Annotated in this window: 24 protein-coding genes and 1 pseudogene; 13 read left to right on the forward strand and 12 right to left on the reverse strand. The window is 40.4% G+C overall.

What is annotated here, in order from left to right:
- The first annotated feature begins 376 nt into the window (after positions 1 to 376).
- Together NIES592_RS05180 and NIES592_RS05185 are read left to right on the forward strand one after the other, a co-directional pair.
- Entirely contained in the window at positions 377 to 1144 is a 768-nt protein-coding gene (locus NIES592_RS05180; protein ID WP_073555115.1) for a sulfite exporter TauE/SafE family protein, read from the forward strand.
- Positions 1145 to 1447: 303 nt separating this feature from the next.
- Positions 1448 to 2023: a PrsW family intramembrane metalloprotease gene (locus tag NIES592_RS05185; protein ID WP_256678064.1), complete on the forward strand. Its 576-nt coding sequence runs from the start codon at positions 1448 to 1450 to the stop codon at positions 2021 to 2023.
- 112 nt (positions 2024 to 2135) lie between these two features.
- On the opposite strand, the gene clcA is transcribed toward NIES592_RS05185, so the two are convergent.
- From clcA to NIES592_RS05205, 4 genes are all read right to left on the reverse strand, one after another.
- Positions 2136 to 3503: a H(+)/Cl(-) exchange transporter ClcA gene (clcA, locus tag NIES592_RS05190; RefSeq protein WP_073555116.1), complete on the reverse strand. Its 1368-nt coding sequence runs from the start codon at positions 3501 to 3503 to the stop codon at positions 2136 to 2138.
- A gap of 99 nt (positions 3504 to 3602) precedes the next feature.
- The gene (locus NIES592_RS05195; RefSeq protein WP_218600589.1) at positions 3603 to 4007 is read right to left on the reverse strand and encodes a MarC family protein; all 405 of its coding nucleotides are present in this window, start codon (positions 4005 to 4007) and stop codon (positions 3603 to 3605) included.
- Positions 4008 to 4126: 119 nt separating this feature from the next.
- Complete coding sequence (locus NIES592_RS05200) at positions 4127 to 4408, reverse strand: hypothetical protein (protein WP_062243141.1); 282 nt, start codon at positions 4406 to 4408, stop codon at positions 4127 to 4129.
- A 319-nt stretch (positions 4409 to 4727) separates the two neighbouring features.
- Entirely contained in the window at positions 4728 to 5528 is an 801-nt protein-coding gene (locus tag NIES592_RS05205) for a hypothetical protein (RefSeq protein ID WP_073555117.1), read from the reverse strand.
- 279 nt (positions 5529 to 5807) lie between these two features.
- Between NIES592_RS05205 and NIES592_RS05210 the strand changes: the two genes are divergently transcribed.
- Positions 5808 to 6356, forward strand: coding sequence for a PepSY domain-containing protein (locus NIES592_RS05210; protein WP_073555118.1), 549 nt, complete (start codon positions 5808 to 5810; stop codon positions 6354 to 6356).
- A 681-nt stretch (positions 6357 to 7037) separates the two neighbouring features.
- Here NIES592_RS05210 and NIES592_RS05215 read toward each other — a convergent pair.
- Positions 7038 to 7421 (reverse strand): hypothetical protein, encoded by a 384-nt coding sequence (locus tag NIES592_RS05215; RefSeq protein WP_256678065.1) that lies wholly within the window; start codon positions 7419 to 7421, stop codon positions 7038 to 7040.
- A gap of 156 nt (positions 7422 to 7577) precedes the next feature.
- Here NIES592_RS05215 and NIES592_RS05220 point away from each other — a divergent pair.
- The 3 genes and pseudogenes from NIES592_RS05220 to NIES592_RS05230 form a co-directional block, all read left to right on the forward strand.
- Positions 7578 to 7871 (forward strand): annotated as a pseudogene (locus NIES592_RS05220) (response regulator); the annotation flags it as partial.
- An 82-nt stretch (positions 7872 to 7953) separates the two neighbouring features.
- Positions 7954 to 8172: a hypothetical protein gene (locus tag NIES592_RS05225; RefSeq protein WP_062243147.1), complete on the forward strand. Its 219-nt coding sequence runs from the start codon at positions 7954 to 7956 to the stop codon at positions 8170 to 8172.
- A gap of 371 nt (positions 8173 to 8543) precedes the next feature.
- On the forward strand, positions 8544 to 8987 hold the full coding sequence (locus tag NIES592_RS05230) for a DUF2127 domain-containing protein (protein WP_073555119.1): 444 nt from the start codon (positions 8544 to 8546) through the stop codon (positions 8985 to 8987).
- Here NIES592_RS05230 and NIES592_RS05235 read toward each other — a convergent pair.
- The 4 genes from NIES592_RS05235 to NIES592_RS05250 all read right to left on the reverse strand — a co-directional run bounded on the left by NIES592_RS05235 (position 8984) and on the right by NIES592_RS05250 (position 12240).
- Positions 8984 to 10228 (reverse strand): HAMP domain-containing sensor histidine kinase, encoded by a 1245-nt coding sequence (locus tag NIES592_RS05235; protein ID WP_073555120.1) that lies wholly within the window; start codon positions 10226 to 10228, stop codon positions 8984 to 8986. The two genes, NIES592_RS05230 and NIES592_RS05235, sit on opposite strands and share 4 nt — an antisense overlap.
- A 15-nt stretch (positions 10229 to 10243) precedes the next feature.
- Positions 10244 to 10918 (reverse strand): response regulator transcription factor, encoded by a 675-nt coding sequence (locus tag NIES592_RS05240; protein WP_062243153.1) that lies wholly within the window; start codon positions 10916 to 10918, stop codon positions 10244 to 10246.
- A gap of 59 nt (positions 10919 to 10977) precedes the next feature.
- Positions 10978 to 11721 carry a COG4705 family protein gene (locus NIES592_RS05245; protein WP_073555121.1) on the reverse strand — a complete coding sequence of 248 codons (744 nt, stop codon included), beginning with the start codon at positions 11719 to 11721 and terminating at the stop codon, positions 10978 to 10980.
- A 174-nt stretch (positions 11722 to 11895) separates the two neighbouring features.
- Positions 11896 to 12240: an ArsR/SmtB family transcription factor gene (locus tag NIES592_RS05250; protein WP_062243220.1), complete on the reverse strand. Its 345-nt coding sequence runs from the start codon at positions 12238 to 12240 to the stop codon at positions 11896 to 11898.
- Positions 12241 to 12330: 90 nt separating this feature from the next.
- On the opposite strand from NIES592_RS05250, the gene NIES592_RS05255 reads away from it, so the two are divergent.
- From NIES592_RS05255 to NIES592_RS05265, 3 genes are read left to right on the forward strand one after another with little or no spacing between them, the layout of a single operon-like run.
- The gene (locus NIES592_RS05255) at positions 12331 to 12780 is read left to right on the forward strand and encodes a beta-lactamase hydrolase domain-containing protein (RefSeq protein WP_062243224.1); all 450 of its coding nucleotides are present in this window, start codon (positions 12331 to 12333) and stop codon (positions 12778 to 12780) included.
- 30 nt (positions 12781 to 12810) lie between these two features.
- On the forward strand, positions 12811 to 12990 hold the full coding sequence (locus tag NIES592_RS05260) for a hypothetical protein (protein ID WP_073555122.1): 180 nt from the start codon (positions 12811 to 12813) through the stop codon (positions 12988 to 12990).
- A gap of 15 nt (positions 12991 to 13005) precedes the next feature.
- Positions 13006 to 13905 carry a sulfite exporter TauE/SafE family protein gene (locus tag NIES592_RS05265; protein ID WP_073555123.1) on the forward strand — a complete coding sequence of 300 codons (900 nt, stop codon included), beginning with the start codon at positions 13006 to 13008 and terminating at the stop codon, positions 13903 to 13905.
- 152 nt (positions 13906 to 14057) lie between these two features.
- Here the strand turns inward: NIES592_RS05265 and NIES592_RS24915 are convergent, their stop codons facing one another.
- Positions 14058 to 14210 carry a hypothetical protein gene (locus NIES592_RS24915; RefSeq protein ID WP_178379475.1) on the reverse strand — a complete coding sequence of 51 codons (153 nt, stop codon included), beginning with the start codon at positions 14208 to 14210 and terminating at the stop codon, positions 14058 to 14060.
- Between the two features lie 229 nt (positions 14211 to 14439).
- On the opposite strand from NIES592_RS24915, the gene hpnA reads away from it, so the two are divergent.
- Entirely contained in the window at positions 14440 to 15429 is a 990-nt protein-coding gene (gene hpnA / locus NIES592_RS05275; protein ID WP_073555124.1) for a hopanoid-associated sugar epimerase, read from the forward strand.
- 149 nt (positions 15430 to 15578) lie between these two features.
- Here hpnA and NIES592_RS05280 read toward each other — a convergent pair whose 3' ends face one another.
- The gene (locus NIES592_RS05280) at positions 15579 to 15797 is read right to left on the reverse strand and encodes a DUF1830 domain-containing protein (protein WP_062243232.1); all 219 of its coding nucleotides are present in this window, start codon (positions 15795 to 15797) and stop codon (positions 15579 to 15581) included.
- 194 nt (positions 15798 to 15991) lie between these two features.
- Here NIES592_RS05280 and NIES592_RS05285 point away from each other — a divergent pair, with 194 nt between their 5' ends.
- Positions 15992 to 18424 (forward strand): AAA family ATPase, encoded by a 2433-nt coding sequence (locus NIES592_RS05285; protein ID WP_073555125.1) that lies wholly within the window; start codon positions 15992 to 15994, stop codon positions 18422 to 18424.
- Positions 18425 to 18510: 86 nt separating this feature from the next.
- Here NIES592_RS05285 and NIES592_RS05290 read toward each other — a convergent pair whose 3' ends face one another.
- The gene (locus tag NIES592_RS05290) at positions 18511 to 19416 is read right to left on the reverse strand and encodes a CoB--CoM heterodisulfide reductase iron-sulfur subunit B family protein (protein WP_073555126.1); all 906 of its coding nucleotides are present in this window, start codon (positions 19414 to 19416) and stop codon (positions 18511 to 18513) included.
- Positions 19417 to 19830: 414 nt separating this feature from the next.
- Here NIES592_RS05290 and acpP point away from each other — a divergent pair, with 414 nt between their 5' ends.
- Positions 19831 to 20082, forward strand: a complete 252-nt coding sequence (gene acpP, locus NIES592_RS05295) for an acyl carrier protein (RefSeq protein ID WP_009456503.1) — start codon at positions 19831 to 19833, stop codon at positions 20080 to 20082.
- A 191-nt stretch (positions 20083 to 20273) separates the two neighbouring features.
- Positions 20274 to 21524, forward strand: coding sequence for a beta-ketoacyl-ACP synthase II (fabF, locus tag NIES592_RS05300; RefSeq protein ID WP_009456505.1), 1251 nt, complete (start codon positions 20274 to 20276; stop codon positions 21522 to 21524).
- Positions 21525 to 21782 lie beyond the last annotated feature (258 nt).

Genomic DNA, 21782 nt, shown 5'->3' on the forward strand with positions numbered 1-21782 from the left:
TTGTAACGTTCCGAAATCAGAGTTATTTTGAGAATCGTGGTTGATGGTATTCGTAATGTCTCATACCTGTTATATTGTTTTGTAGCTTCAGTATAGATAGTAAAAGTAAAGAACTTAGAAAGATTTTTGGGTAGTTTTCGTGATACAAGTAAATTAAAACAGATGTTTTTAATTTAGAGTCCCAATGTGTAGAGGTTGTGTCAAAGAAATGAAGAATTTTACACCCACTCGAATTAAGCTGTAATTTTTGAACTAATACAGTAAAAGTCTAAGTATCCATTTGGAGGAATGAAAGTCAACATAATTTTTGATCTGGCACTTAATATTTTTACTTAGTTGTTCCCCAAGCTTATACAAATGCCGTATTTTATTTAACATGACTTCACTTCCTTGGTTTTTAGAAATATTGGTTGGAGTCGGCATGGGTTTTTGTTCTGGGTTGTTTGGTTTAGGCGGGAGTTCAATTGGTACGCCCATTCTACGGCTGTTAGGGCTACCAGCCTTAATCGCTCTGGCTAGTCCGCTTCCACTTACATTACCGAGTGCAATCGGAGGCGCGATCGCCTATCGAAAGGAACACCTCATTTACTGGCGTATTGCCTTATTAACTAGTCTTTGGGGCTTCCCTGGTGTCTTACTCGGAGCCTGGATTACTGAATTTCTTCCAGGGACAATCCTGATGCTTTTAACAGCAGGGTTTATCCTGTCCGTAGGAGTTTACGGTTTAAGTGGACTCCGAAATCGCAGCTTACCTGAAACGAAAGCACAGTTGCATGAAAGAATCATTCCCTATTGGTCGCCTTTGTTGGGATTAATCAATGGCTTGCTTGCCAATGGTGGCGGACTTTTGTTAGTCCCTCTTTATCAATTGGGTATTGGGTTGGGGTTACGAGCAGCCTTAGCAACCTCCCTTGCAACTGTTACACTCATGGCAATCCCTTCAACAATCATTCATGCTTTCTTGGGACATATTGACTGGGAGTTGACTGGTTGGCTAGCTGTGGGAGTTTTTCCATCTACCTATTTGGGAAGTAAACTTGCCCTGCATTTGCTAGGTCTGATGTTGAGTCGCTTGTACAGCACTTTTTTAATTGTCTTAGCACTTTACTTTGGTTATACGGAGATTGCTAGTGTAATTAAGTAAATAAAATTATGTCGATATACTTATCTATCACTATATCTGATTTAATTAGTATTGTTTAAGTTGTCAAAATATTGATCGTTTTAATATGGGTTTTATTAGACGCAAATGGTTTCAAATATTCATTGGCGGGCTTGTTCTGCTATACGCAATGGAAAAAACGCTCATAGCAACCAACAACCTCAACTTTGTCCCTAGCGTCATTTTACTTGGGTCTTTTTTAATACCTATTACTTTTGTAACTTACCTCTACGAAACTCTACCAAATTGGGAAGTGTCTTTTCCTGCAATGGCTATCTGTTTTCTGTGGGGGGAGCAGTAGGAACACTTGTAGCAGGAACCCTTGAGTACAATGTTCTAGAAACACTGGGGTTTCTACCAATGCTTGGCGTAGGATTAATTGAGGAAAGTGCTAAGTTAATTTTCCCTTTAGGATTTTATCTTAAAGGTCGCCTGCGTTCTGAGGCAACGGGAATACTTTTAGGAACTGCTTCTGCAATGGGTTTTGCTGCACTGGAAACGATGGGTTATGCCTTCGTTACACTTTTGCGATCGCAGGGGAATCTACTTGTCCTTGATGGGGTCTTATTTGCTCGCGGACTGTTATCTCCTGCTGGACACGCAGCTTGGACTGGGCTGGTCTGCGCTGTACTATGGAGAGAACGAGAGAAAGCAGGACGTGCGGTATTAAATTGGCAAGTATTAGGAGCTTTTTTAACAGCTGTTTTACTCCATGCTTTGTGGGATATATTTAACAGTTTTAGAGGCGCTACATTTATTGCATCTATTAATTTAGAGTTGCTGAGTTTGCTTGTTGCTTACACTAGCATAAATCTTTTGAATAGAAGGATTAGTGAGGCAAAGTCTGCACAGATTAGATAAGTAGGTTTGGTGTATTTTTTGTTTGGGTAATAGACATCTCCAGAAATCAGGTATCGACTCTGACTGCACAAGGCTTTTATATTCTTTTTCGCAGATGTCTAATGGTTGCAGGTTAAACAAAGTCTGTTTGAGGTTTTCCTTGCAATTTATCACAAGCTCGTTTGAGCAACACACTATAAACTGGCTCTCCGCCTAACAAGTGAGCCGTCATTGAGGCAAATAGGCAAGTCATCAACAGTGGTAGGACCACAAAGTAGTTATCTGTAAACTCCATCGTCAGCATCATCGCCGTTAGAGGTGCTCTTACAGTCGCAGCGACTAATCCGCCCATCCCTGCGACTGCAAACACAGCAGGTTGAGGAATTTGTCCTGGAAACCAACTGTTAAATTCTCTAGCAACTAACAAACTGAACAATGTAGAGATCGACAACATTGGTGCAAAGATACCGCCGATGGCCCCCGATCCGTAGCAAAACATAACCAGGACAAATCGCATCACTAACGCGAATATCAGTAAAGATTGAGACGGTTCCTGGTTAAAGCTCCAGAAAATTGCTCCTTCACCGCTACCAGTCAGCACCTGATAATCACTTCCAGCAATCAAAGGACTGAGCCATGCCAACAAACCGATCGCCGCGCCAACCCACCAACCCATCAAGCGATGGGGAATTCCCTGTAGTTGACCAAACCAATCGAGGGCACGAAATAAACAAAAGTTGAAGCCATAGCCCAACAAACCTAACCCAACCCCCAGCATTGCAAACATCCACAGATCGATTAACGGGACGCGATCAAACTGGGTAATTTTGAGGAATGCGTTTTGGCCATTAAAGTATCGGGTTGTGAGGGTTGCGGTGACACAAGCCACCATTACTGAACGGTAAGCCAATGTCCAAGATTCAAATCGAGGGCGAACTTCTTCTGTAATGAATAAAATACCCGCGATCGGAGCATTGAATGCCGCTGTTAATCCAGCACCTGCACCTGCCGCAATCAAAATCCTGAGATTTTCCTGAGACGTTTTTGCCAAACTGCCGACTATCTTGGCGATCGCACTGCCCATCTGAATCGTTGGGCCTTCAAATCCTGCCACCATGCCAGCACCCATTGACAAGATGCCACCAAATAATTTGACCGGGAGTACCCTAAAAGCGCGAAAGGTAGAAACGCCATCTAACGCTCCCTCCACTTGTGGAATACCGCTTCCAGAGGTTTCTGGGGCAAATCGACGCATGAACCAAAAGCTTAGAGAAACCATCCCGCCTGAAATCAGACTAGGAATGAACCAAGCAAGCACAGGATAGCCTGTAACCGCCTGTGCGATTAAACTGCGTTGAAGAATCAGAAAATTGACGCTATGCCGCAAAAAGGTGGCAATCAATCCAATACAAAGCCCTGAAATTGCTGCCCATATCAGTACTACATCAAGTTTCAGTCTAGCTTCTGCAAATCGTTCAGCAAGTCGGTTAAAAAAACGAATGAGCGTCTTGAACTAGGGTTATCGTCTAACATTGCTCAGCTGCTGCTTATGCTCTCCTTTAAGACTTTAGCATTCTGGAATTTGGTGTCTCAAAATTACTTACCGCAGTAGATTGGGTACTGTAGATTTAAATATATCCACTGTACCCTCAGCAATTAACTGAACTGCGATCGCTAAAATTAAAAACCCTAGTATCCGATTCAACGCTCCCATACCAGTTGACCCTAATTTTTCTATTAATGGCTCCCCTAAAGCAAGACATAGGTAAAGTAGAATTCCCAGTAGAGCTATTCCAATTAAACAACCCAAATAATCAACCCATTGACTAGCTCTAGTCGAAAGTCCAATCACAACTCCAATCGCTCCCGGGCCACTAACCATTGGTACAGCCATTGGCGTAAAAGATATATCTTCTTTATCTATTGCTTCTTTATGTTCTTGGCTAGTTAGTCGCTGACGTGCAGTTACCATCTCCCAAGCAGTATGAGAGGTGCTTAAAATCACAACAAATCACTTTTAAAACAACCTCTTAGGTTGCTCATTGTTGCCTCCATATATCTTACGAAAACTTACGAAAACATAATATACTACTGCGATCGCTCTTGAGTAAACCTACACCTTCTCTAATCCTGCTTAGGTTTTGACTTTTTCCTACCAAACAAACTAGTCATACTTAACCCAGTCACTAACAACCCTAAAAGCCCCAATCCATTCAAAATTGGGTAAATTCCTTGTAAACCAAAGATTTCACCGCGATGAATCGAAAGCAAAAGACTACGCGGAACTCCAATATTAGCTGACCACTCACCCACCAGTGTAGCTGCGATACCAGTTAATAATGTTACAAAAAGGGGTAAAGCTAGAATAATCGCCAGAGTGCGGTGGTACTTGCGAAATGAACGCATGATCAAAAATCTCCAGTGGAAATTATCTTAGTGATTTCTCACCCCTTAGAAACAGTGGCGATATTTGAGTAAAGGTTTTTTTGCACGTTGGTTAGAGTTTTTGGTCGTTGGTTTACCAAAATATATTAGTACTTTGCTGTAACTAAACGTTCAGTAATTACAGCAGTCCGAATCCAAAAAGTTCCAAAAGTAGCCCAATGCTATCTATAATTAGTTGCCAATGTAATAGTCAACTAATTTGTGTATCTGGAGCTTGTTTTTGTGAGTACCAATACCTCAAGCATTGAGCATACTCAAGTACCAGAAAGTCTAAATATTACTACTTAAAGACCTTCTCTAGATTATCCACTTCATCTAGTACAGGGGTAGTAAGACGAGCGTAATCTTTAGATGATTTCGCCGCCTCAACACTAGCAACAAGTCCATCAAATTTCTGTACTTGTGCAGTTCCTCCACGTGCTAAGATAGTTAGTCTGACTGCATTCCAGGTGCGGCGCATCTCCGATGCAGTTTTTTTCAGCTGGCTTGTATTTCCTGTTGCTGACCAAATTTCCAACTCGCGTCCATAGTAGTCAAGTAGCGTTATCTCAATTGGTACTTTTGGTTCAAATTCCTTGGTAATATTGGCAGCGATTAACGTCACTTGGTTAGCATCACGCATTGCAGATATGCGATTTTTAGCGGTGACAGTACCTTTGAGTGCTGCTATTTTAGAATCCAACTGTGCTAATTGTGTTTTATTCTCACCCTTGATTTCGGTATGTAGACTTTTTGCTGCATTTTCAAGCAAGGTAAGATTAGCTGTGGCTTTTGTCCAATCATTGGCTTTAGCCATATCGTAGATGCTTTCACCATATTCACCCACTTGACCCAGAGAACTTGGTACTTTATCATCATTTACCTCAGTATCATCATCGTTAGTTGCGTCTGACTGTTCTCTGTTTTCATCGATTTTCACATCTTTATCCTTACTAATAGTCATTTGAGTGCTACTGTGATGCTGCGGTATGATTACAACAGGTAACTGGGATTGATTTGTAGAGATAGCTTTTGCTAAACCACCGATACCTAAAGTACTAAGCAAAGAGCCGACAAGAATGATTTTTGTTGAGTTATTCATAAATCCTATATGTTTCAATCTGTATTTGTAGTTTGACTATAGATTGCATTTGTCAAGAACTTGGAAAGTTTTGACTGAGTGTAGAAAACTTTTTCAATCCTTCTGTTACAACTCAGATACTGTTATCAAATTATTTTTTATAGTTTCAGCCTATCTTTTCAAGTTCTTGACTTTTTATATTTAAAGTAAAACTGTAGCAACTCAAAAACAGGTATAAATAAAACAAATAATAACTGTTTTAGATTGCTAAAGAAACAAAATTTTCCAGGATTAACACACATGAAAACTTCAAAAAAAATCGCTTTAGCAGCTGCTTTAATGAGTATTTTAGGTGTTGGTGCAGTGATCAAAACTGTAAGTGCCTCTCCTTCTCAAAACAGTGTACAAGTAGCTCAGGCTAGTGATGGAGATGGCGAAGCTAATGACGCTACAGAAGCTCCTGAAATCATGAAGAATGGTGTTCATCACACTAAAATAGCTCAAGCAAGTGATGGTGATGGTGAAACTAATGATGACCAAGAAGAACAGCAAGAGGACAAAAAACTACAAGCTTTAGCTAAAATTACGGCAGAACAAGCTAAACAAGCTGCTGAAACTTCTGTCGGTGCTAAAGCTAGTAGTGTAAAACTCGAAAATGAAGATGGTAACTTAGTTTATGCTGTAAAAATTGGTCAAAAAGAGGTGAAAGTTGACGCTGGTAATGGTAAGGTTCTCTACACTGAGAATGCTAACCAGGAAAGCGATGAAAATGAAGCTTCTCGTCCTAAGAGTAGCATTCAAGTTCCGCAGAATAATAACGAACGGGAAACAAATGAAGGCAGTAAGTAGGGTTATTTATTACTAGTCATAAGTGATGTGTAGCTGTAAATAGCTAAATATGAGGTTGTTGAAAATAGCTGATTCAACAACCTCCTTTATTTGTCCGCGAATTATTACAGTCATGTTTGATTGAGCAGGTGTATCAGTTGAATCATATTTTCTCTTGCGATTACTCATAAATTTTAAAAATGACAATTTTGTATAAAACTGTTGAAGATAAGATCCTATATTCAACAGTTAAAATAAAGCTCTACGTATTTAGTTTAGTAATACCAATTTGCAATCAAAAAGGTAAATTGTATTCACTCCTTTAATTAGAGTTCAACAACCTGTAAAAGTTAGGTTGTCGGATTGAATTATGCAGAACAAAAGTCAAGAACTCGGAAAGATTTGGTTTAATTTAAAAAATTATGCCGCGATCGCCTCAACAACAATGTAATAAAAAAATTAAGTCATTCATCTGAATCTTTCCAAGTTCTTGACCTTTACTGCTTATAATCACAAACCTATATTTCAGATAAATTTGCACCATGAATATTTCAATTAATTTAGCTATAGCTATAGCTTTCATCAGCATTTTGGGCTTTGGTGGTCAGTTGCTTGCATAAGAGCATAATTACTTTACGATGGGCTACGCCCCGCCGGAAGCGATCGCTAAGTGACTCTTATGGAGTACTGCGTAAAAAAAATCTACTGTTGAAATACTTTTCGGAGATTATTGACTTCACCTTGTACAGGTGCGGCAAGCAGACTATATTCAGTAGGAGAACTAGCTGTCTCAACTAAAGCAATTAGAGTATCGTCGAACTTCTGTAATTGAGGTGAACCGCCGTGAGATTGGATTGAAGGACGTAAAGCTTCCCAAGTCTCTCGAATTTTACCAGCAACATTTTTTAATCTAGCCGTATTCCCATCGGCTGCCCAAATTTCTAGTTCACGACCATAGTAGTCTAGCATGGCAACCTCCAAAGGCATTTTAGGTTCTAACTGCATTGCTAGTTGATCGGCGATCACAATAACTTGGTTAGCATCGCACATCGCTTGATGGTTCTTTGCTGCAACCGTACTTTGCAAAACAGTGATACTTGAGTCAAGCTTGGCTAAGTTGACATCAGTTTTTCCCTTTTCTGTTTTAAGGTGATCTGAGCCAGAAATTTACAATTTACAACTAAATTCACATAATACAAAAATTAGCCCATATCAGAATAAAATGTTTTGATATCTTGTAATATGGAAATCTTAATTGTTGAGGATAAATTTGAAATTTCTCGGTTAATCCAGTTTTCTTTGGAAGACGCAGGATTTTCTTGCCATAGTTGTGGTGACGGGCTTCAAGCATTCCAAATAATTCAAGAGCATCAACCGAACTTAATCATCCTCGACTTGATGATTCCTAGTCTCAATGGCTTAGAGTTGTGTGCCAGAATTCGACAAAAACCTGGTGCAAAAGACCCCTACATCTTAATGTTGACGGCTAAGAGTGAGGAAACAGATCATATGATTGGCTTGTCTACTGATGCTGACAAGGAATTGAAACAAAGATAACACAGTATTATCACAACTATTCATTACTGTGAAAATACACAATAAACTTTGCTTGATAGTTATGGAAAAGTATCTCTCAATAAGCCGTTCAATTCCCATCTTGATTGTTGCTAGTTTTGGATTAATAGCAAGTCCAGATGTGGCAGTTCTAGCAGCGACTGGTAAATTTAATCCTGAGCCTAACTCAATAGCTTTAGATGTTCTGTCTGAAACCGAGCTTGACAACCTCAATGATACTGACGCTGCTTATGTCAGAGCCATCAGAGAACATTTTGATTAAAATGTGAGGTCGATTGCTTAAAATTAGTTACATAAGGGATGGGAATACAACCCATCCTTTAATTTTTACTATACTAGTGGTACTAAACAAGATATTGTTGACAATTAATCTTTTCTAATTCTTGATTTTTATTAAATATATTGATATTTGATATTACAAAAATTAAAAACATAGATTTCAGCAACCTACATTATGAATTCTTCAACACAAAAACTGACAAACAGTATACTTAATTTTTATCATATTATCAATTAATTATCCAAACTGGGAATATAATTATCATAAATCAATCACAGAATTGGTATCAACCTTTTTATTGACAAATTATTTAGATTTCAGCAAGCAATAAAGTAACAAGTAAGGAAAATTAAATGATCGAGAAACGTCCTCCAGGATTAATAGCAATTGTTGTTTATAAAGGCTTTGTTGCTTTACTGCTTACAGCTACATCTATTGTTCTACTGTTAGCTTTGAAAAAACATGATACTCTTGTGGGCTTTTCCGAATCTTACATACTGGAAGGGAAACGCGAAGTTATTGAGTGGTTACTAGAAAAAATTGTTAATATCAAACCACAAACTTTAAAATTTAGTGGAATTGCCACTGCAATATATGCAGTTGTAACAGCCATTGAGGCTATCGGTTTATGGTATGAAAAAACTTGGGCAAAGATATTAGTTATTGGATTAGTTGGTATTAGTGTACCTCCCGAAATCTATGAGTTAATTAAAGGGATAACGATTTTCAAATTTTTAGTCTTTATGGTTAATATAGCTGTGTTATGGTACTTAATCAAACATTTTTATAAACATTAATTAAGAGAACTTGCTGGTAAACGCACTGTAAAACAACTTCCAATTCCCAATTGACTTGTGACGGTAATTAATCCACCGTGATTTTGAGCAATAGCTTGAGCAATAGCCAACCCTAAACCAGAACCACCAGAATTATAAGAACGTGATTTATCTGCTCGCCAAAAACGTTCAAAAATATTTCCTAAATCTTTTGGTGCAATTCCTACACCTGTATCTTGAACATTAACTACTATGTCTGAAGCAGAACGATTAGCTGTGATTTCTACTATCCCTTCTGACGGTGTGTAATGTATAGCATTTTGAATTAAATTAGTAAATAATCGTGTTATTTGATTTGTATCACCTAACAGATAAAGCTTTTCAGTTAATTGGCTTTTCAGATTAATTTGTTTAGCGATCGCTTGCGGTTGATATAGTTGTACTAAGTTATTTAAAATTGAACTGAGTTCAACAGTTTCTTTGCTGCGGTTAGGAATATTATCATGACGAGCTAAAAATAGTAAATCTTCAGTGAGGCGAGTCATTTGGTTCGTAGCACTAGAAATAGCCTGAAATTTTTCTGCATCAGTTTCTCGCATTCCTTCTGGATACTTTAGTGCTACCCCTGCATTACTTTTAATCGCCATTAAAGGACTGCGGAGTTCATGGGAAGCATCCGCAGTAAACTGTTTTAACCGTTCAAAGCTTTCTTCAATTGGTTGCATCGCTTGACTAGTCAGCCAAACTCCACCAACACTACTAATAATCAAAGCTACAACTATTCCACCACCTAATCCCAAATCTAATTTATTTAAAGTTTCATCAAATTCTTCTAAAGATTGACTGGCTCTTACATACCCAATGAATTGTTTATCGTCACTACTAATAATTGGTAAAGTGACAGACTGGACACGATTTTTACCAACTGTATTAATTTGTTCTCCTTCTGTTACATGAACAGGTAAACTTAAAATATCTTGTCCCTGTTTTTCGATTAGATTACCTTTAGTATCAAACCAGTTTAATGCTTGATGATTTTCAAATAATTTATCTTGAGGTAAGTCATTTTCAATTTTAATTCTCCCATTATCAAACTCTGCATTAGCAGCAGCAACTTGTGCTAATGCAGCAAGTTTCTCTGTTTGTTGTTTATGGAGGCTATGGGTAAAGACAATCCGAACAGCAATTGCAAATCCACCTAAGATTAGTGACAATACGATTAAATAAGACAACAGTAAACGACGGCGAATTTTTTCAAACATAAGTTAAATTTGCCTTCACTTAGGACACAGACGATAACCAACACCGTAGACAGTTTCGATAAAATCTTCTGAACTTCCTGCTGCTCTGAGTTTCTTCCTTAAATTGGTGATATGAGTTTTGACAGTTTCCTCTCCAGATAATTTATCAAACTCCCACAATTTATCTAAAATTGCCGAGCGAGTTAAAACTTGATTAGGATTTTTCAAAAAACATTCCAATATCATGTATTCTTTGGGTGTTAATGATAGAGGCTTACCTGCGTAAGTTACATGACAATTACTAGGGTCTAGTTGTAGCTCACCATGAATTAAAATTAATTGGCGAGTTTCTGGACTCCTTCGAGATAAAGCTCGAATTCGTGCTGCTAATTCTTCTAGTTCAAATGGTTTAACTAAATAATCATCTGCACCAGCATCAAGTCCGATTATTTTATCTGGGGTTGTATCTCGTGCTGTCAACATCAGAATAAAAGCATTACAATTAGAAGCACGTAGCCGTTTACAGAGAGTGATTCCATCTAAGCGCGGCAACATTAAATCTAATAAAATTAAATCATAATTACCTGCTTGGGCGTATTCCCAACCTTCAATTCCATCACCAGCAATATCAACAGCATGATGTTGATGTTTTAAATCTTCAGCTAAGGGTTTAGCGATGCGATCATCATCTTCAACTATTAAAATTCTCATATTTCTATACTATTTATTTTGTATTTAACAAAAAATAGTCATCTATCTGCTTAAACGTATCACTCAATTGGGTAACGCACTTTTTTCTCCTTTCGTACGGAAAAGAATAGGACAACCGCCAGCAGGATAAAGGCGATCGCTGAAGCATAGCCCCTTGGCAGTGATAAACCGCCATCTTTTATCGGTTTGGTAAGAAAATCGCCGAAGGTAGCTCCAAAGGGTCGTGTGAAGATGAATGCAAGCCAGAATAGGAGAACATCGCTCAACTTTGTTATGTAGTGAAGGGCAATGACAACACCAATGACGCTGGCTGTTACCAATGCGCCCTGGATATAGCTCAGTCCTAAGTTGCTTGTCAGAAAATCACCAAAGGCTGTTCCCAAACTGTTGGAGAACACAATCGCCAGCCAATACGTTGTCTCTGCGTCTTTCCTCACGATTGGATAAACACTCAAATCTCGATCCCGGTAATACCAGATGGTAAGAACGCTCAAGAGACAGGTTACCAGGATCAGCGATCCCATTGCGTAGCCTAGCCCCAAAGATCGATCCATCAGGTCTGAAACTTCAGTTCCGGCTGTGGTTGTCGCAATGATGGCCAACCAGTAAAGGGCTGGACGATATCTGTCGGATTGAATTTGAAAAAACAGGAGAATAGCCAGAATGGCAAAAGTTACGGTAAAGGCTATGTAATAACCCAGCCCAAGAGACATTGAGATGAAGTCACCTGCTGTTTCGCCTAGCGTCGTGGCGATGATCTTCATAATCCAAAAGAAAATTGTGACCTTTGCAACTTTGTTCATTATTGCTCCTACTTACTGCTGGATACGATACTTTATCTAAACTTGCAGGTTTATCGTAGAGAGAAAAAGTCAAGAACTTGGAAAGAGATGGCTAGCAATGAAGATTTTTACTCTTTACCTACTGATTTCCATCTTCCACTTTCAAATCCAAGAAATCTCAATCTGGAGCAATTTTTACGGTTGGCGTAGTGCTTGTAGTTGTTCTAACTGTTGGGTTTGTTCTTGCAGACGAATAACAAGGCGATCGCACACTAACTCACATAGCTCAAAAATTATCGGGTCAGTAATTTGGTAAAAAACACTGATTCCTTGTGGTTGACGAGTGACTATACCCGCTTGCATCAATACTTTCAAATGTTTGGAAACATTTGCTTGTCCCAGTCCAGTTTCTTGGATGATTTCTGTCACGTTTTTCGCTCCTGACTTGAGACAACACAAAACTTGCAGCCGACTTACTTCTGACAAGACTTTAAAGTATTCAGCAACGGGAGCAAGGGTTTGAGGCGAAGACTCTAACATACAGACTTAAATATTACATCTTCTTATATGTAGTTACTACCATATTACTATCTGACAATATGGTAGTAAGAGTTAAGAACTAAAACAGCAATGGAAAACGTCAAAAAGATTAACAACGAATTAACAGTAGCAGGACAGGTGACACCAGAGCAGTTACAGCAGGCGGTAAATGAAGGTTATAAATCTGTACTTAATCTACGAGCGCCTGATGAGCAAGGTTTTCTCAGCGATGAACAGCAACAAGCACAAGCCTTGGGACTGCACTACGTCAACATTCCTGTCAAGCCAAACGAAATTAGCGATGAACTGACCACAGAGGTACTTGAGCAAATTGATCGGCTACCAAAACCCGCTTTAATCCATTGTGCAAGTAGTATGCGTGCGGGTTTAATGGCATTCATGAACGTGGCAACACGACAAGGAATGACACCAGAGCAAGTATTTGAGAAAGCTGCTGCGGCTGGCTTTGATTGTAGTGCTAATCCGCAGATGAAACAGTTTCTTGAGCATTATGTTTCAAATCACGCCAAAGCTAATTGAAGTTTTGCTACTGTCGCAGGACAAAACACTATGTTATTCAGACAGTTATTTGACAGAGAAACCAGCACTTATACTTACCTACTTGGAGATCAACAAACTCAAGCAGTTATTTTAGTCGATCCGGTACTGGAGCAAGTTGAACGTGATTCAAAACTACTTACAGAGTTAAGGTTATCTCTGCGTTACTGTTTACCAGTTAAAGTCCTCTAATCAATTCCAGAATTTATGATAGCCTGGATATTCGGTCATTTTCTCGCAATTTGTATAGGCATCAGCTTAGGCTTAATTGGCGGCGGTGGTTCGGTTTTAGCAGTACCGATTTTAGTGTATGTCATGGGTGTGACACCAAAACCAGCGATCGCCATGACTCTATTTATTGTAGGCAGTGTCAGTCTCATTGGTGTCATCCCCCATTGGCAGCAAGGCAATGTAAATTTAAAAACCGCTTTCATGTTTGGCTCTGCCACAATGTTAGGAGCTTATGTAGGAGCTAAATTAGCAACATTACCTTTTATTACTGGCACAATCCAGATGATTCTGTTTGCCTTGATGATGCTATTGGCAGCAGGATTTATGATTAACAAAAATGCTAAACCAATTCCAAAAGTTGCTGCGACTGATTTGGATTTAAGCTTATATCCCAAACCAATATGTAAATACTGTTGGCTCTGGATGCTGAGTGAAGGTTTAGGTGTAGGTTTATTAACTGGATTAGTTGGGGTTGGCGGTGGATTTGCGATTGTTCCTGCCTTAGTTTTGTTGGGAAATACACCGATGAAACAAGCAATTGGCACTTCTTTACTAATTATTGCAATGAATTCTGTTGCTGGACTGTTAGGCTATCTAGGACAGGTATCGCTGAATTGGAATCTTATGGCTTCATTTACAATCGCTGCCAGCATCGGCACAATTGCTGGAGCTTATTTTTCTCAGTTTGTACAGCCTAGACAGTTGCAACGAGGATTTGGCTATTTGCTCATAGCAGTAGCAAGTTTTATTTTATTTCAAAACCGCAGCAAATTTTACTCCTCGCCTTCACCAACAGCACACAATATACAGCAAGAGCAACATTATCAGAATTCACATTCTCATTTCGGTTACAAAAAAATCAGGAATTCTATTTGAATCATTGTTAACAAATTGCTAAACAGACAATATGCCAATGCGTTAAGCTATTATGCCTTTTGAGCTTCAGGGTTTCTTTCGCAAGCATTAAGACAAATATCGCCCCAATGGTCACAGGCACAGGTAATTAATGCTGCTCTTAAACGAGCAACTCAACGCCGCCTCTCACCTTGGCGGCGATTTGTAGCAGAAGTACAAGCATCGGTAGAGACTGCTTTCGGACGACTGATAGAATCTGCCATCACAATTATTCCGCGGGCGATCGCTGCTATTTTAGTAATTGGTCTTTTCTGGGCAATAGCCACCGCCTAATGTGAATTAAAACTATGGCAAAAATCTTGTTTTTGAAATCGAACACCGATGCACACCGATGCACACCGATAATTTATCTGTGTTCCATGAGTGTACCCTGCGGGAAGCCGCCCTTACGGGCGTCTACATCGGTGTTCGTTAACCAAAATCAAACTCTGGACAATTGCCAAAAACTTTATATTACTTCCTCAATTCACAGTCTTACGTAACTGATAACTGATAATGCGTGTATTTGTTACAGGTGGTACTGGGTTTATTGGTGCAAACTTGGTGCGGTTACTTCTAGCAGAAGGATACGCCGTCAGAGCATTGGTACGCCCTGGTAGCCAATTAGATAATCTCCAAAATCTGGATGTAGAAATAGTCAAGAGTGATTTAAATCACCCAGAATTATGGCAGCAGATGCGTGGTTGCCAGTACCTTTTTCACATCGCTGCTCACTATTCTCTTTGGCAAAAAGACCGGGAAGCCCTTTACCAGCATAATGTTCTAGGTACGCGCAATGTCCTAGCTGCTGCTAGAAAAGCTGATATTACTAGAACAGTTTATACCAGTTCTGTAGCGGCTATTGGAGTGGGGCCTGGTGGTACGATTGTAGATGAAAATTATCAAAGTCCTGTAGAGAAACTAATTGGTCACTACAAAAAGTCTAAGTTTTGGGCTGAACAAGAAGCCATGCAGGCAGCTGGAAATGGTCAGGATGTGGTTATAGTCAACCCTAGTAGTCCAATTGGGGCTTGGGATATTAAGCCAACGCCTACAGGAGATATTATTGTGCGGTTTTTGCGACGGCAAATGCCTTTTTATATGCACACAGGACTTAATTTTATTGATGTGCGGGATGTGGCGAAGGGGCATTTACTAGCTTTACAAAAAGGTAAATCAGGCGATCGCTACATTTTAGGACATCAAAATCTGACGCTCAAACAACTACTCGATCAACTTGCCGAGATTACAGGTTTGCAACCCCCGAAAAGGTCTATACCTGCTTGCTTACCTCTTAGTGTTGCCTGGTTTGATGAAAAAATTCTAACTCACTTTGGCAAAACACCATCTGTTCCTTTAGATGGTGTACGTATGGCAACACAAACGATGTATTATGACGCTTCCAAGGCTGTGCGAGAATTGGGTTTACCTCAGTCTCCCTTAAGTGTGGCTCTGCAAAATGCTGTAGATTGGTTTTTATCGCGTCCAGGATTTACGCAGATTTAATTCAGATTTACAGTGCTGATGATAACAGCAAATGTATAGCCCTTCCGGAGCCGCGATCGCTCCACTCATATAGCAGTTCTATCTGATTTGCAGATAATTTCACAAATAATTTCGGATTGCTATATAACCCATGACAAGAATGTATAAAATCAGCCATAAACTTGTAGATTAGAACACAGAATTTTATTGATTAAAGTTGTACCTGTTGTACTATCCATATGGATTTCTAGCTCTGCTTGGGGAAAAGCCTCAAATAGCATTTGTTCTCCAGGAAAAACTATTTCCTCGAAGTCACAGTTAGTGCTGTGGGAGATGCGAAGGATTTGAATCTGACTAGTTGTGTTTTTGTAGAAACACAGATCGCTCAATTAAAATTTAAAAATGTATAACTATTAGCAGGGTAGATATAAGTTTTGTTTTTAACTTACCTAAGTACTACTTAAGTTAAAATACTGACAAATTTGCTAAAAGTAAGATAGGCAATGTAGGATATGCTCCTATTTGAGTAGCAAAATCGCGGTAAATAGAGTAAAACTCGAGTTAATGATTGAAATAAAAATCTATGCCGCATAGCAATTTGACAGCAAATATACGCACAGACACCAATAGTACATTGGCTGTAGGTAAGCATGTACTCAAAATCGGTTCTAGCCAAGGTGCGATCGCAGAATTAGCAACCATACCAGTACAACCGACTTTGCTAGAACGCTCTACGCCAGTGTTGATTCGTCAACCTCCTAACGAGAAACTTCTAGAGCGTGAAAAACCAATCAATGAAGCGATCGCAGCTTTAAAATCTGGACAATCGGTAGAATTTTATAGTCCCGTAGGTTTTGGCAAAAGCTTTTTATTGCGTTACTGCGCGCAAGAACTCCAGGCTGATTCTGTGTTTAGTGATGGTGTTATCAGTCTATCTTGCCATCACCCCTATGTGAGTGATTTACTGCAAATAATTTGGGAAGCTTTCTATGGATATGAAAGTGATACCCCTTATAAACCTACAGATGAGCAAATACGCCAGCAAATTCAAGATAAACACGCACTAGTTATACTCGATGACGGCGATCAACTTATTCAAGATGAAGTGCAAAAGCTGAGAAATGCTGCTAGCAACTGTACTTTTCTGGTTGCTTCTACAAAACAGCGTCTGCCAAAACCAGCATACTCCACTGCACTTTCTGGATTGTCTATTCAGGACGCCTTAGTTTTTGTAGAAACAAAAATGCAACGTTCCCTCAAAATAGAGGAACTACCTGCTGCTAGATCACTGTGTATCATCCTCAAGGGAAACCCCCTGCATCTGCAATTAGCGATCGCCTACATCTTAGCAGAAGGGCGATCACTTGCGGAAGTTGTCAGTCAACTACCAAATTCTCAAGCTAGTATTTATCTCATTCAACAAATCATTGAGTCGCTACCACACACCCACAGAAATATTTTGGAAATTTTCGCAGTGATGGGTGAAGTAGGATTATTACAGGAAGAAGTTGCAGCGATTACACAACAACCAGACACCTCTGAAATTTTAAAGAATTTGCAACAGCGTGATCTCGTACAACAGGAAGATTCTCGTTATCGCATCAACAAGACTATCACAGAAGTTTTACCACCAGCATGGAAGTTAGGAACACCATTAGAAAACGCGATCGCTTACTTTATTAACTGGACACAGTTGTATCTCCAGCAGCCACAAAATTTATTAGCAAAAATTGATGCGATCATACAGATTTTAGAAGTAGCAGTCAGAGCTAGCCGTTGGCAAGTAGTCTTACACTTAGCAAAAGCAGTGGAAAGTTTACTAGCTTTGAGTAAGCGCTGGGGTTTGTGGGAACATGTGCTACAACGTGGACTACAAGCATCTCAAGCCGAACGAGACAAAGCCTCGGAAGCTTGGGCTTTACACCAACTTGGTACTCGCGCCTTGTGTTTAGAAGAAAATACTGTTGCCTTTAGATACTTTACCAGAGCCTTAGAAATACAAGAATCGTTGAGTGATTTCACAGGACTAGCCCTCACTCGCCAAAATTTCAATTTACTTCCCTCATCTTTATTAAATCCCCAGCTTCAAAATATACACAATGGTAGTAGTGAATCCCACACTCTCCCGAAAATTGAGAAAAACCCCAACTTTAGTAATCATGTTCAAAAATCAAAAGTTAACTCGCCAAAAAATAGTCATCAACCTGTAGTTAATCACCGAGTTGTCAACAGTATTCAGGCAAAAGAAGCCAAACCTTTGCCCCCTTCCTCAGTGTCACCCCTAACTCGGATGAATATAGTAGAAGGACAAACTTTACCTCCAGTTCAGCCTTTGCGGCAAAACTTTTTACTTTCACCACAAGGGATTATTACTACCGGAATTTTGGCTTCTGGTGGATTATTAGCTTGGTTTTACTGGGATCGTACCGCACCCCAACCCATTCAACCAGATACGAGCAAACCTCAAGCAACAACCATACCATTAGCCCAGCCAGAAACCGAAGCAACATTCACACCATTGCCCATTGCTAAACCCACAAACTCAGAAATACCCACACTGTCACCCTTAAAACCCTTAAAAGAAACTAAACCCAGAATAGATCCAGCATTAACACCACCAACATTTCCCGAACCAACATTCATCAAACCACAACAGTCAAAAAGCAAACCCACATCTGCACCAGTACCAACGTACTCACCCACTACCACTCCAGAACCAACACCGACAGTAGAAACCGAGCCAGGCTTTAATTTTACACCAGTACCCAGTCCAGCATTCGGTCTACCATCTCCGACAACTTCGCCAATACCAACTTTTGAGTCAGCATCACCGGAAACTACATCTGAACCTATTTTTACCCCGTCACCGACTCAAGAACCAACATCAAGTTCTATAACCATACCTTCTACTTTTACTCCGTTGCCTGCTCAAGAACCAACATCAAAATCAATCACCATACCTTCTACCCCAGAAGTGACAGTGACGCCAATTGAAGAACCATTTAATCAAAATTGATTGTTGGTGGTTGGTTGTTAGTGGTTAGTGGTTATTCCTCCACCCCCCATCTCCCCACCTCCCCAGTTAGAATCCAAAATCGCTAGTCAAAGTCCTAACTTCTCCAACACTGGGTGAGTAGAAACAATGTGCCTTTCTAAACCTAGTTCTTTCGGACTAATGCCGATCGCTAAGGCAACCAACTGCGGTAGATGCAAGACTGGTAAACTTAGCTTACGTCCAATTACCTTTTCTACCTCTGGTTGACGAGAATCGAGGTTAAGGTGACACAAAGGACAAGGCGTCACCATACAATCAGCACCCGCTTCTATGGCTTCTTGAATATGCTTACCAGCCATTTTGAAGGACTCGGTGGTAGCATAACTAGCAAGAGGCCAACCGCAACATTGCGTACGACCTCTGTAATAAATGGGTGTAGCTCCCACTGCCCTAAATAGATTTTCCATCGTCTCTGGCTGGAAGGGGTCATCATAAAGCATGAATTTTTGGGCACGCAGGAGATAGCAGCCGTAAAAAGCAGCACACTTGAGTCCAGCTAATTTACGGCTAACTCGTTTTTGAATCTCTTCTAAGCCATAATCTTTTGCGAGAGCATAAAGCAGATGTTTAACTTCTGTGTTTCCTCGGTAAGGTGAACACCCTTGTTTTTGGAGCAAGCTGTTAACTTGTCCAACATAAGCGGGATTTGTTTTCTGACATTCTTTGAGGTGTTCATCAACATGACCAATTACACCTTGACAAGTACTACAATGAGTCAGCAGGGGCAAACTTAATTCTTCTGCTAAAGAAATATTGCGAGCATTGACAGTATCTTCCAAAAGTTGGGAATCTTCCTTAAAAGTACCGGAACCGCAGCAAGCAGCTTTTTTGAGTTCAATGAGTTCAATGCCCAATGCTTTGCTGAGGGCTACTGTGGATTGATGAAGTTCCCGGCAAGCCCCTTGAGCAACACAACCTGGGTAGTAAGCGTATTTCAACGTATGGGATAGCATAGAAATATTGTTGTTAGATAATCGGCACGAATTGCGTACACTAGAGCAGATGAAAAAGGTAATTGGTAATTGGTGAGGGGGAAAGGAGGTAGTTGGAATTATATTCTATGAATTTCCTTCTGCCTTTTAATGCCTCCTAACACGCCATGTGCCACAACGGAGGGAACCTCCAAGGGCGCAGTGGCTCCTCTGCCTCCTGCATAGCTACCTGTAATTGTTTTATCATCGCAAGACTAGTGTTGGTTGTCAGACAATAGGTACTGGGGTGTATATTCTGAAAAAAATTTAGTAAGAATTGCAAAACAGAATCCTTTAAAGAGTGTATGCGATCGCGCTTTCAGATAAGATGTATATGCTCAAAACCATGTAACCCATAAAGAGCGGATTATAGCAACTGGTTGAGGAATTTAATCTATGAGCCAAGCGGACATTTTTGATAGAGTGAAAAAAATCGTTGTGGAGCAACTAGGTGTTGAACCCGAAAAGGTTACACCACAAGCCAATTTTGCCAATGACCTAAACGCTGATTCCCTAGATACAGTCGAGTTGGTAATGGCTTTAGAAGAAGAATTTGATATCGAAATTCCTGATGAAGCAGCTGAAAAAATTACCACAGTTCAAGAAGCATTGGATTACATTAACAACAAAGTTGCCGCATCCGCATAAGAGAGGTTAGGGCATAGGGTATAGGACATAGGGCGTAGGGCATAGGGCATAGGGCATGGTGCGTAGTAAAAATTATATGAAGCCCAATTCCCAATTCCCAAATCTCAATCCCTAATGCCTAATTTTCTATTCCCAATGCCCTGTGCCCAATTCCTGTTTTGTCCTGCCGGAGAGCCACCTGTAACTTAGTCATGACAGATTTGATACGTAAACGCGTTGTTGTAACTGGTGTTGGCGCGATTACACCGATTGGTAATACACCAGCCGAGTATTGGGAAGGATTGGTAAGCGGACGCAATGGCATTAGCGAAATCACCTTGTTTGATGCTTCGCGCCATGCTTGCCGTATTGCTGGCGAGGTAAAAAACTACGATCCGCACGATTACATGGATCGTAAAGAAGCCAAGCGCATGGATAGGTTTTCTCAATTTGCCGTTTCAGCGGCAAAACAGGCTCTAGCGGATGCGCAATTAACGATTAATGACCTAAATGCTGAACAAGTAGGTGTGATCATCGGTTCTGGCGTTGGTGGTCTGAAGGTAATGGAAGAGCAGCAAACGGTTTATCTCAACCGTGGACCAGACCGCTGTAGCCCATTCATGATTCCCATGATGATTGCCAACATGGCTGCGGGGTTAACAGCAATTCACACTGGCGCAAAAGGGCCTAATTCCTGCTCCGTAACAGCTTGTGCTGCTGGTTCTAACTCCATCGGAGACGCTTTTCGCCTGATTCAAGGCGGATATGCCCAAGCAATGATTTGTGGCGGAGCAGAAGCAGCTATTACACCCCTATCTCTTGCTGGTTTTGCTGCATGTAAAGCACTTTCGTTTCGTAATGATGACCCTGCTCATGCCAGCCGTCCCTTTGATAAAGACCGTGATGGATTTGTCATGGGCGAAGGAGCAGGTATTTTGATTTTGGAAGAAATGCAACACGCCATCAGTCGTGGTGCGAGGATTTATGCCGAAATCGTCGGCTATGGTATGACCTGTGACGCTTACCATATCACATCCCCCGTACCCGGTGGTGAAGGAGCCGCCAGGGCTATACAGCTGGCACTTAAAGATGCAGGAATCACCCCCGAAATGGTGAGCTACATCAATGCCCACGGTACTAGCACCCCAGCTAACGATTCGACTGAAACCGCAGCAATGAAAAGAGCCTTAGGTGATCATGCTTACAAAGTAGCAATTAGTTCTACTAAATCCATGACAGGTCACTTATTAGGCGGTTCTGGTGGTATTGAAGCAGTGGCAACAGTACTCGCAATTGCTAACGACCGACTCCCACCCACAATTAACCTGGAAAACCCTGATCCAGAATGTGATCTAGACTACGTAGCAAATGTTAGCCGTGTTGCACGTGTTGAGGTAGCACTGTCCAATTCTTTTGGTTTTGGTGGTCATAATGTCACCCTTGCCTTTAAAAAACATGTCTAGGAATTAAAAGAGGATAGGGGATCGGGAAACAGGGACAAGAGAGACACGGGGGACAACGGAGAAATGTATCCCAATTCCCCATGCCCCCCGTTGCCCCTTATTCTAGAGAGGACCCCACCTTCCCCGATCCCTTTCTTCGATCCCTAGAAAGAACGTATTGTCTTTGACGCCCTGTTGAGATCATTCCGTCCCTTTAACAACTGAATATCCAGGCCAATCCTTTCTAGAATAATCCTAAAATCCCTGATCAAAAATCCT

This window comes from Fischerella major NIES-592, assembly GCF_001904645.1.
In the GTDB taxonomy this organism is placed as follows: domain Bacteria; phylum Cyanobacteriota; class Cyanobacteriia; order Cyanobacteriales; family Nostocaceae; genus Fischerella; species Fischerella thermalis.

What these genes read in the sequence shown, in the direction of transcription:
- NIES592_RS05180 (WP_073555115.1), top strand. Translation starts at nt 377, where the DNA reads ATGACTTCACTTCCTTGGTTTTTAGAAATATTGGTTGGAGTCGGCATG.
- NIES592_RS05200 (WP_062243141.1), bottom strand. Translation starts at nt 4,408, where the DNA reads ATGCGTTCATTTCGCAAGTACCACCGCACTCTGGCGATTATTCTAGCT.
- NIES592_RS05205 (WP_073555117.1), bottom strand. Translation starts at nt 5,528, where the DNA reads ATGAATAACTCAACAAAAATCATTCTTGTCGGCTCTTTGCTTAGTACT.
- NIES592_RS05210 (WP_073555118.1), top strand. Translation starts at nt 5,808, where the DNA reads ATGAAAACTTCAAAAAAAATCGCTTTAGCAGCTGCTTTAATGAGTATT.
- NIES592_RS05225 (WP_062243147.1), top strand. Translation starts at nt 7,954, where the DNA reads ATGGAAAAGTATCTCTCAATAAGCCGTTCAATTCCCATCTTGATTGTT.
- NIES592_RS05230 (WP_073555119.1), top strand. Translation starts at nt 8,544, where the DNA reads ATGATCGAGAAACGTCCTCCAGGATTAATAGCAATTGTTGTTTATAAA.
- NIES592_RS05235 (WP_073555120.1), bottom strand. Translation starts at nt 10,228, where the DNA reads ATGTTTGAAAAAATTCGCCGTCGTTTACTGTTGTCTTATTTAATCGTA.
- NIES592_RS05240 (WP_062243153.1), bottom strand. Translation starts at nt 10,918, where the DNA reads ATGAGAATTTTAATAGTTGAAGATGATGATCGCATCGCTAAACCCTTA.
- NIES592_RS05245 (WP_073555121.1), bottom strand. Translation starts at nt 11,721, where the DNA reads ATGAACAAAGTTGCAAAGGTCACAATTTTCTTTTGGATTATGAAGATC.
- NIES592_RS05250 (WP_062243220.1), bottom strand. Translation starts at nt 12,240, where the DNA reads ATGTTAGAGTCTTCGCCTCAAACCCTTGCTCCCGTTGCTGAATACTTT.
- NIES592_RS05255 (WP_062243224.1), top strand. Translation starts at nt 12,331, where the DNA reads ATGGAAAACGTCAAAAAGATTAACAACGAATTAACAGTAGCAGGACAG.
- NIES592_RS05260 (WP_073555122.1), top strand. Translation starts at nt 12,811, where the DNA reads ATGTTATTCAGACAGTTATTTGACAGAGAAACCAGCACTTATACTTAC.
- NIES592_RS05265 (WP_073555123.1), top strand. Translation starts at nt 13,006, where the DNA reads ATGATAGCCTGGATATTCGGTCATTTTCTCGCAATTTGTATAGGCATC.
- hpnA (WP_073555124.1), top strand. Translation starts at nt 14,440, where the DNA reads ATGCGTGTATTTGTTACAGGTGGTACTGGGTTTATTGGTGCAAACTTG.
- NIES592_RS05285 (WP_073555125.1), top strand. Translation starts at nt 15,992, where the DNA reads ATGCCGCATAGCAATTTGACAGCAAATATACGCACAGACACCAATAGT.
- NIES592_RS05290 (WP_073555126.1), bottom strand. Translation starts at nt 19,416, where the DNA reads ATGCTATCCCATACGTTGAAATACGCTTACTACCCAGGTTGTGTTGCT.
- acpP (WP_009456503.1), top strand. Translation starts at nt 19,831, where the DNA reads ATGAGCCAAGCGGACATTTTTGATAGAGTGAAAAAAATCGTTGTGGAG.
- fabF (WP_009456505.1), top strand. Translation starts at nt 20,274, where the DNA reads ATGACAGATTTGATACGTAAACGCGTTGTTGTAACTGGTGTTGGCGCG.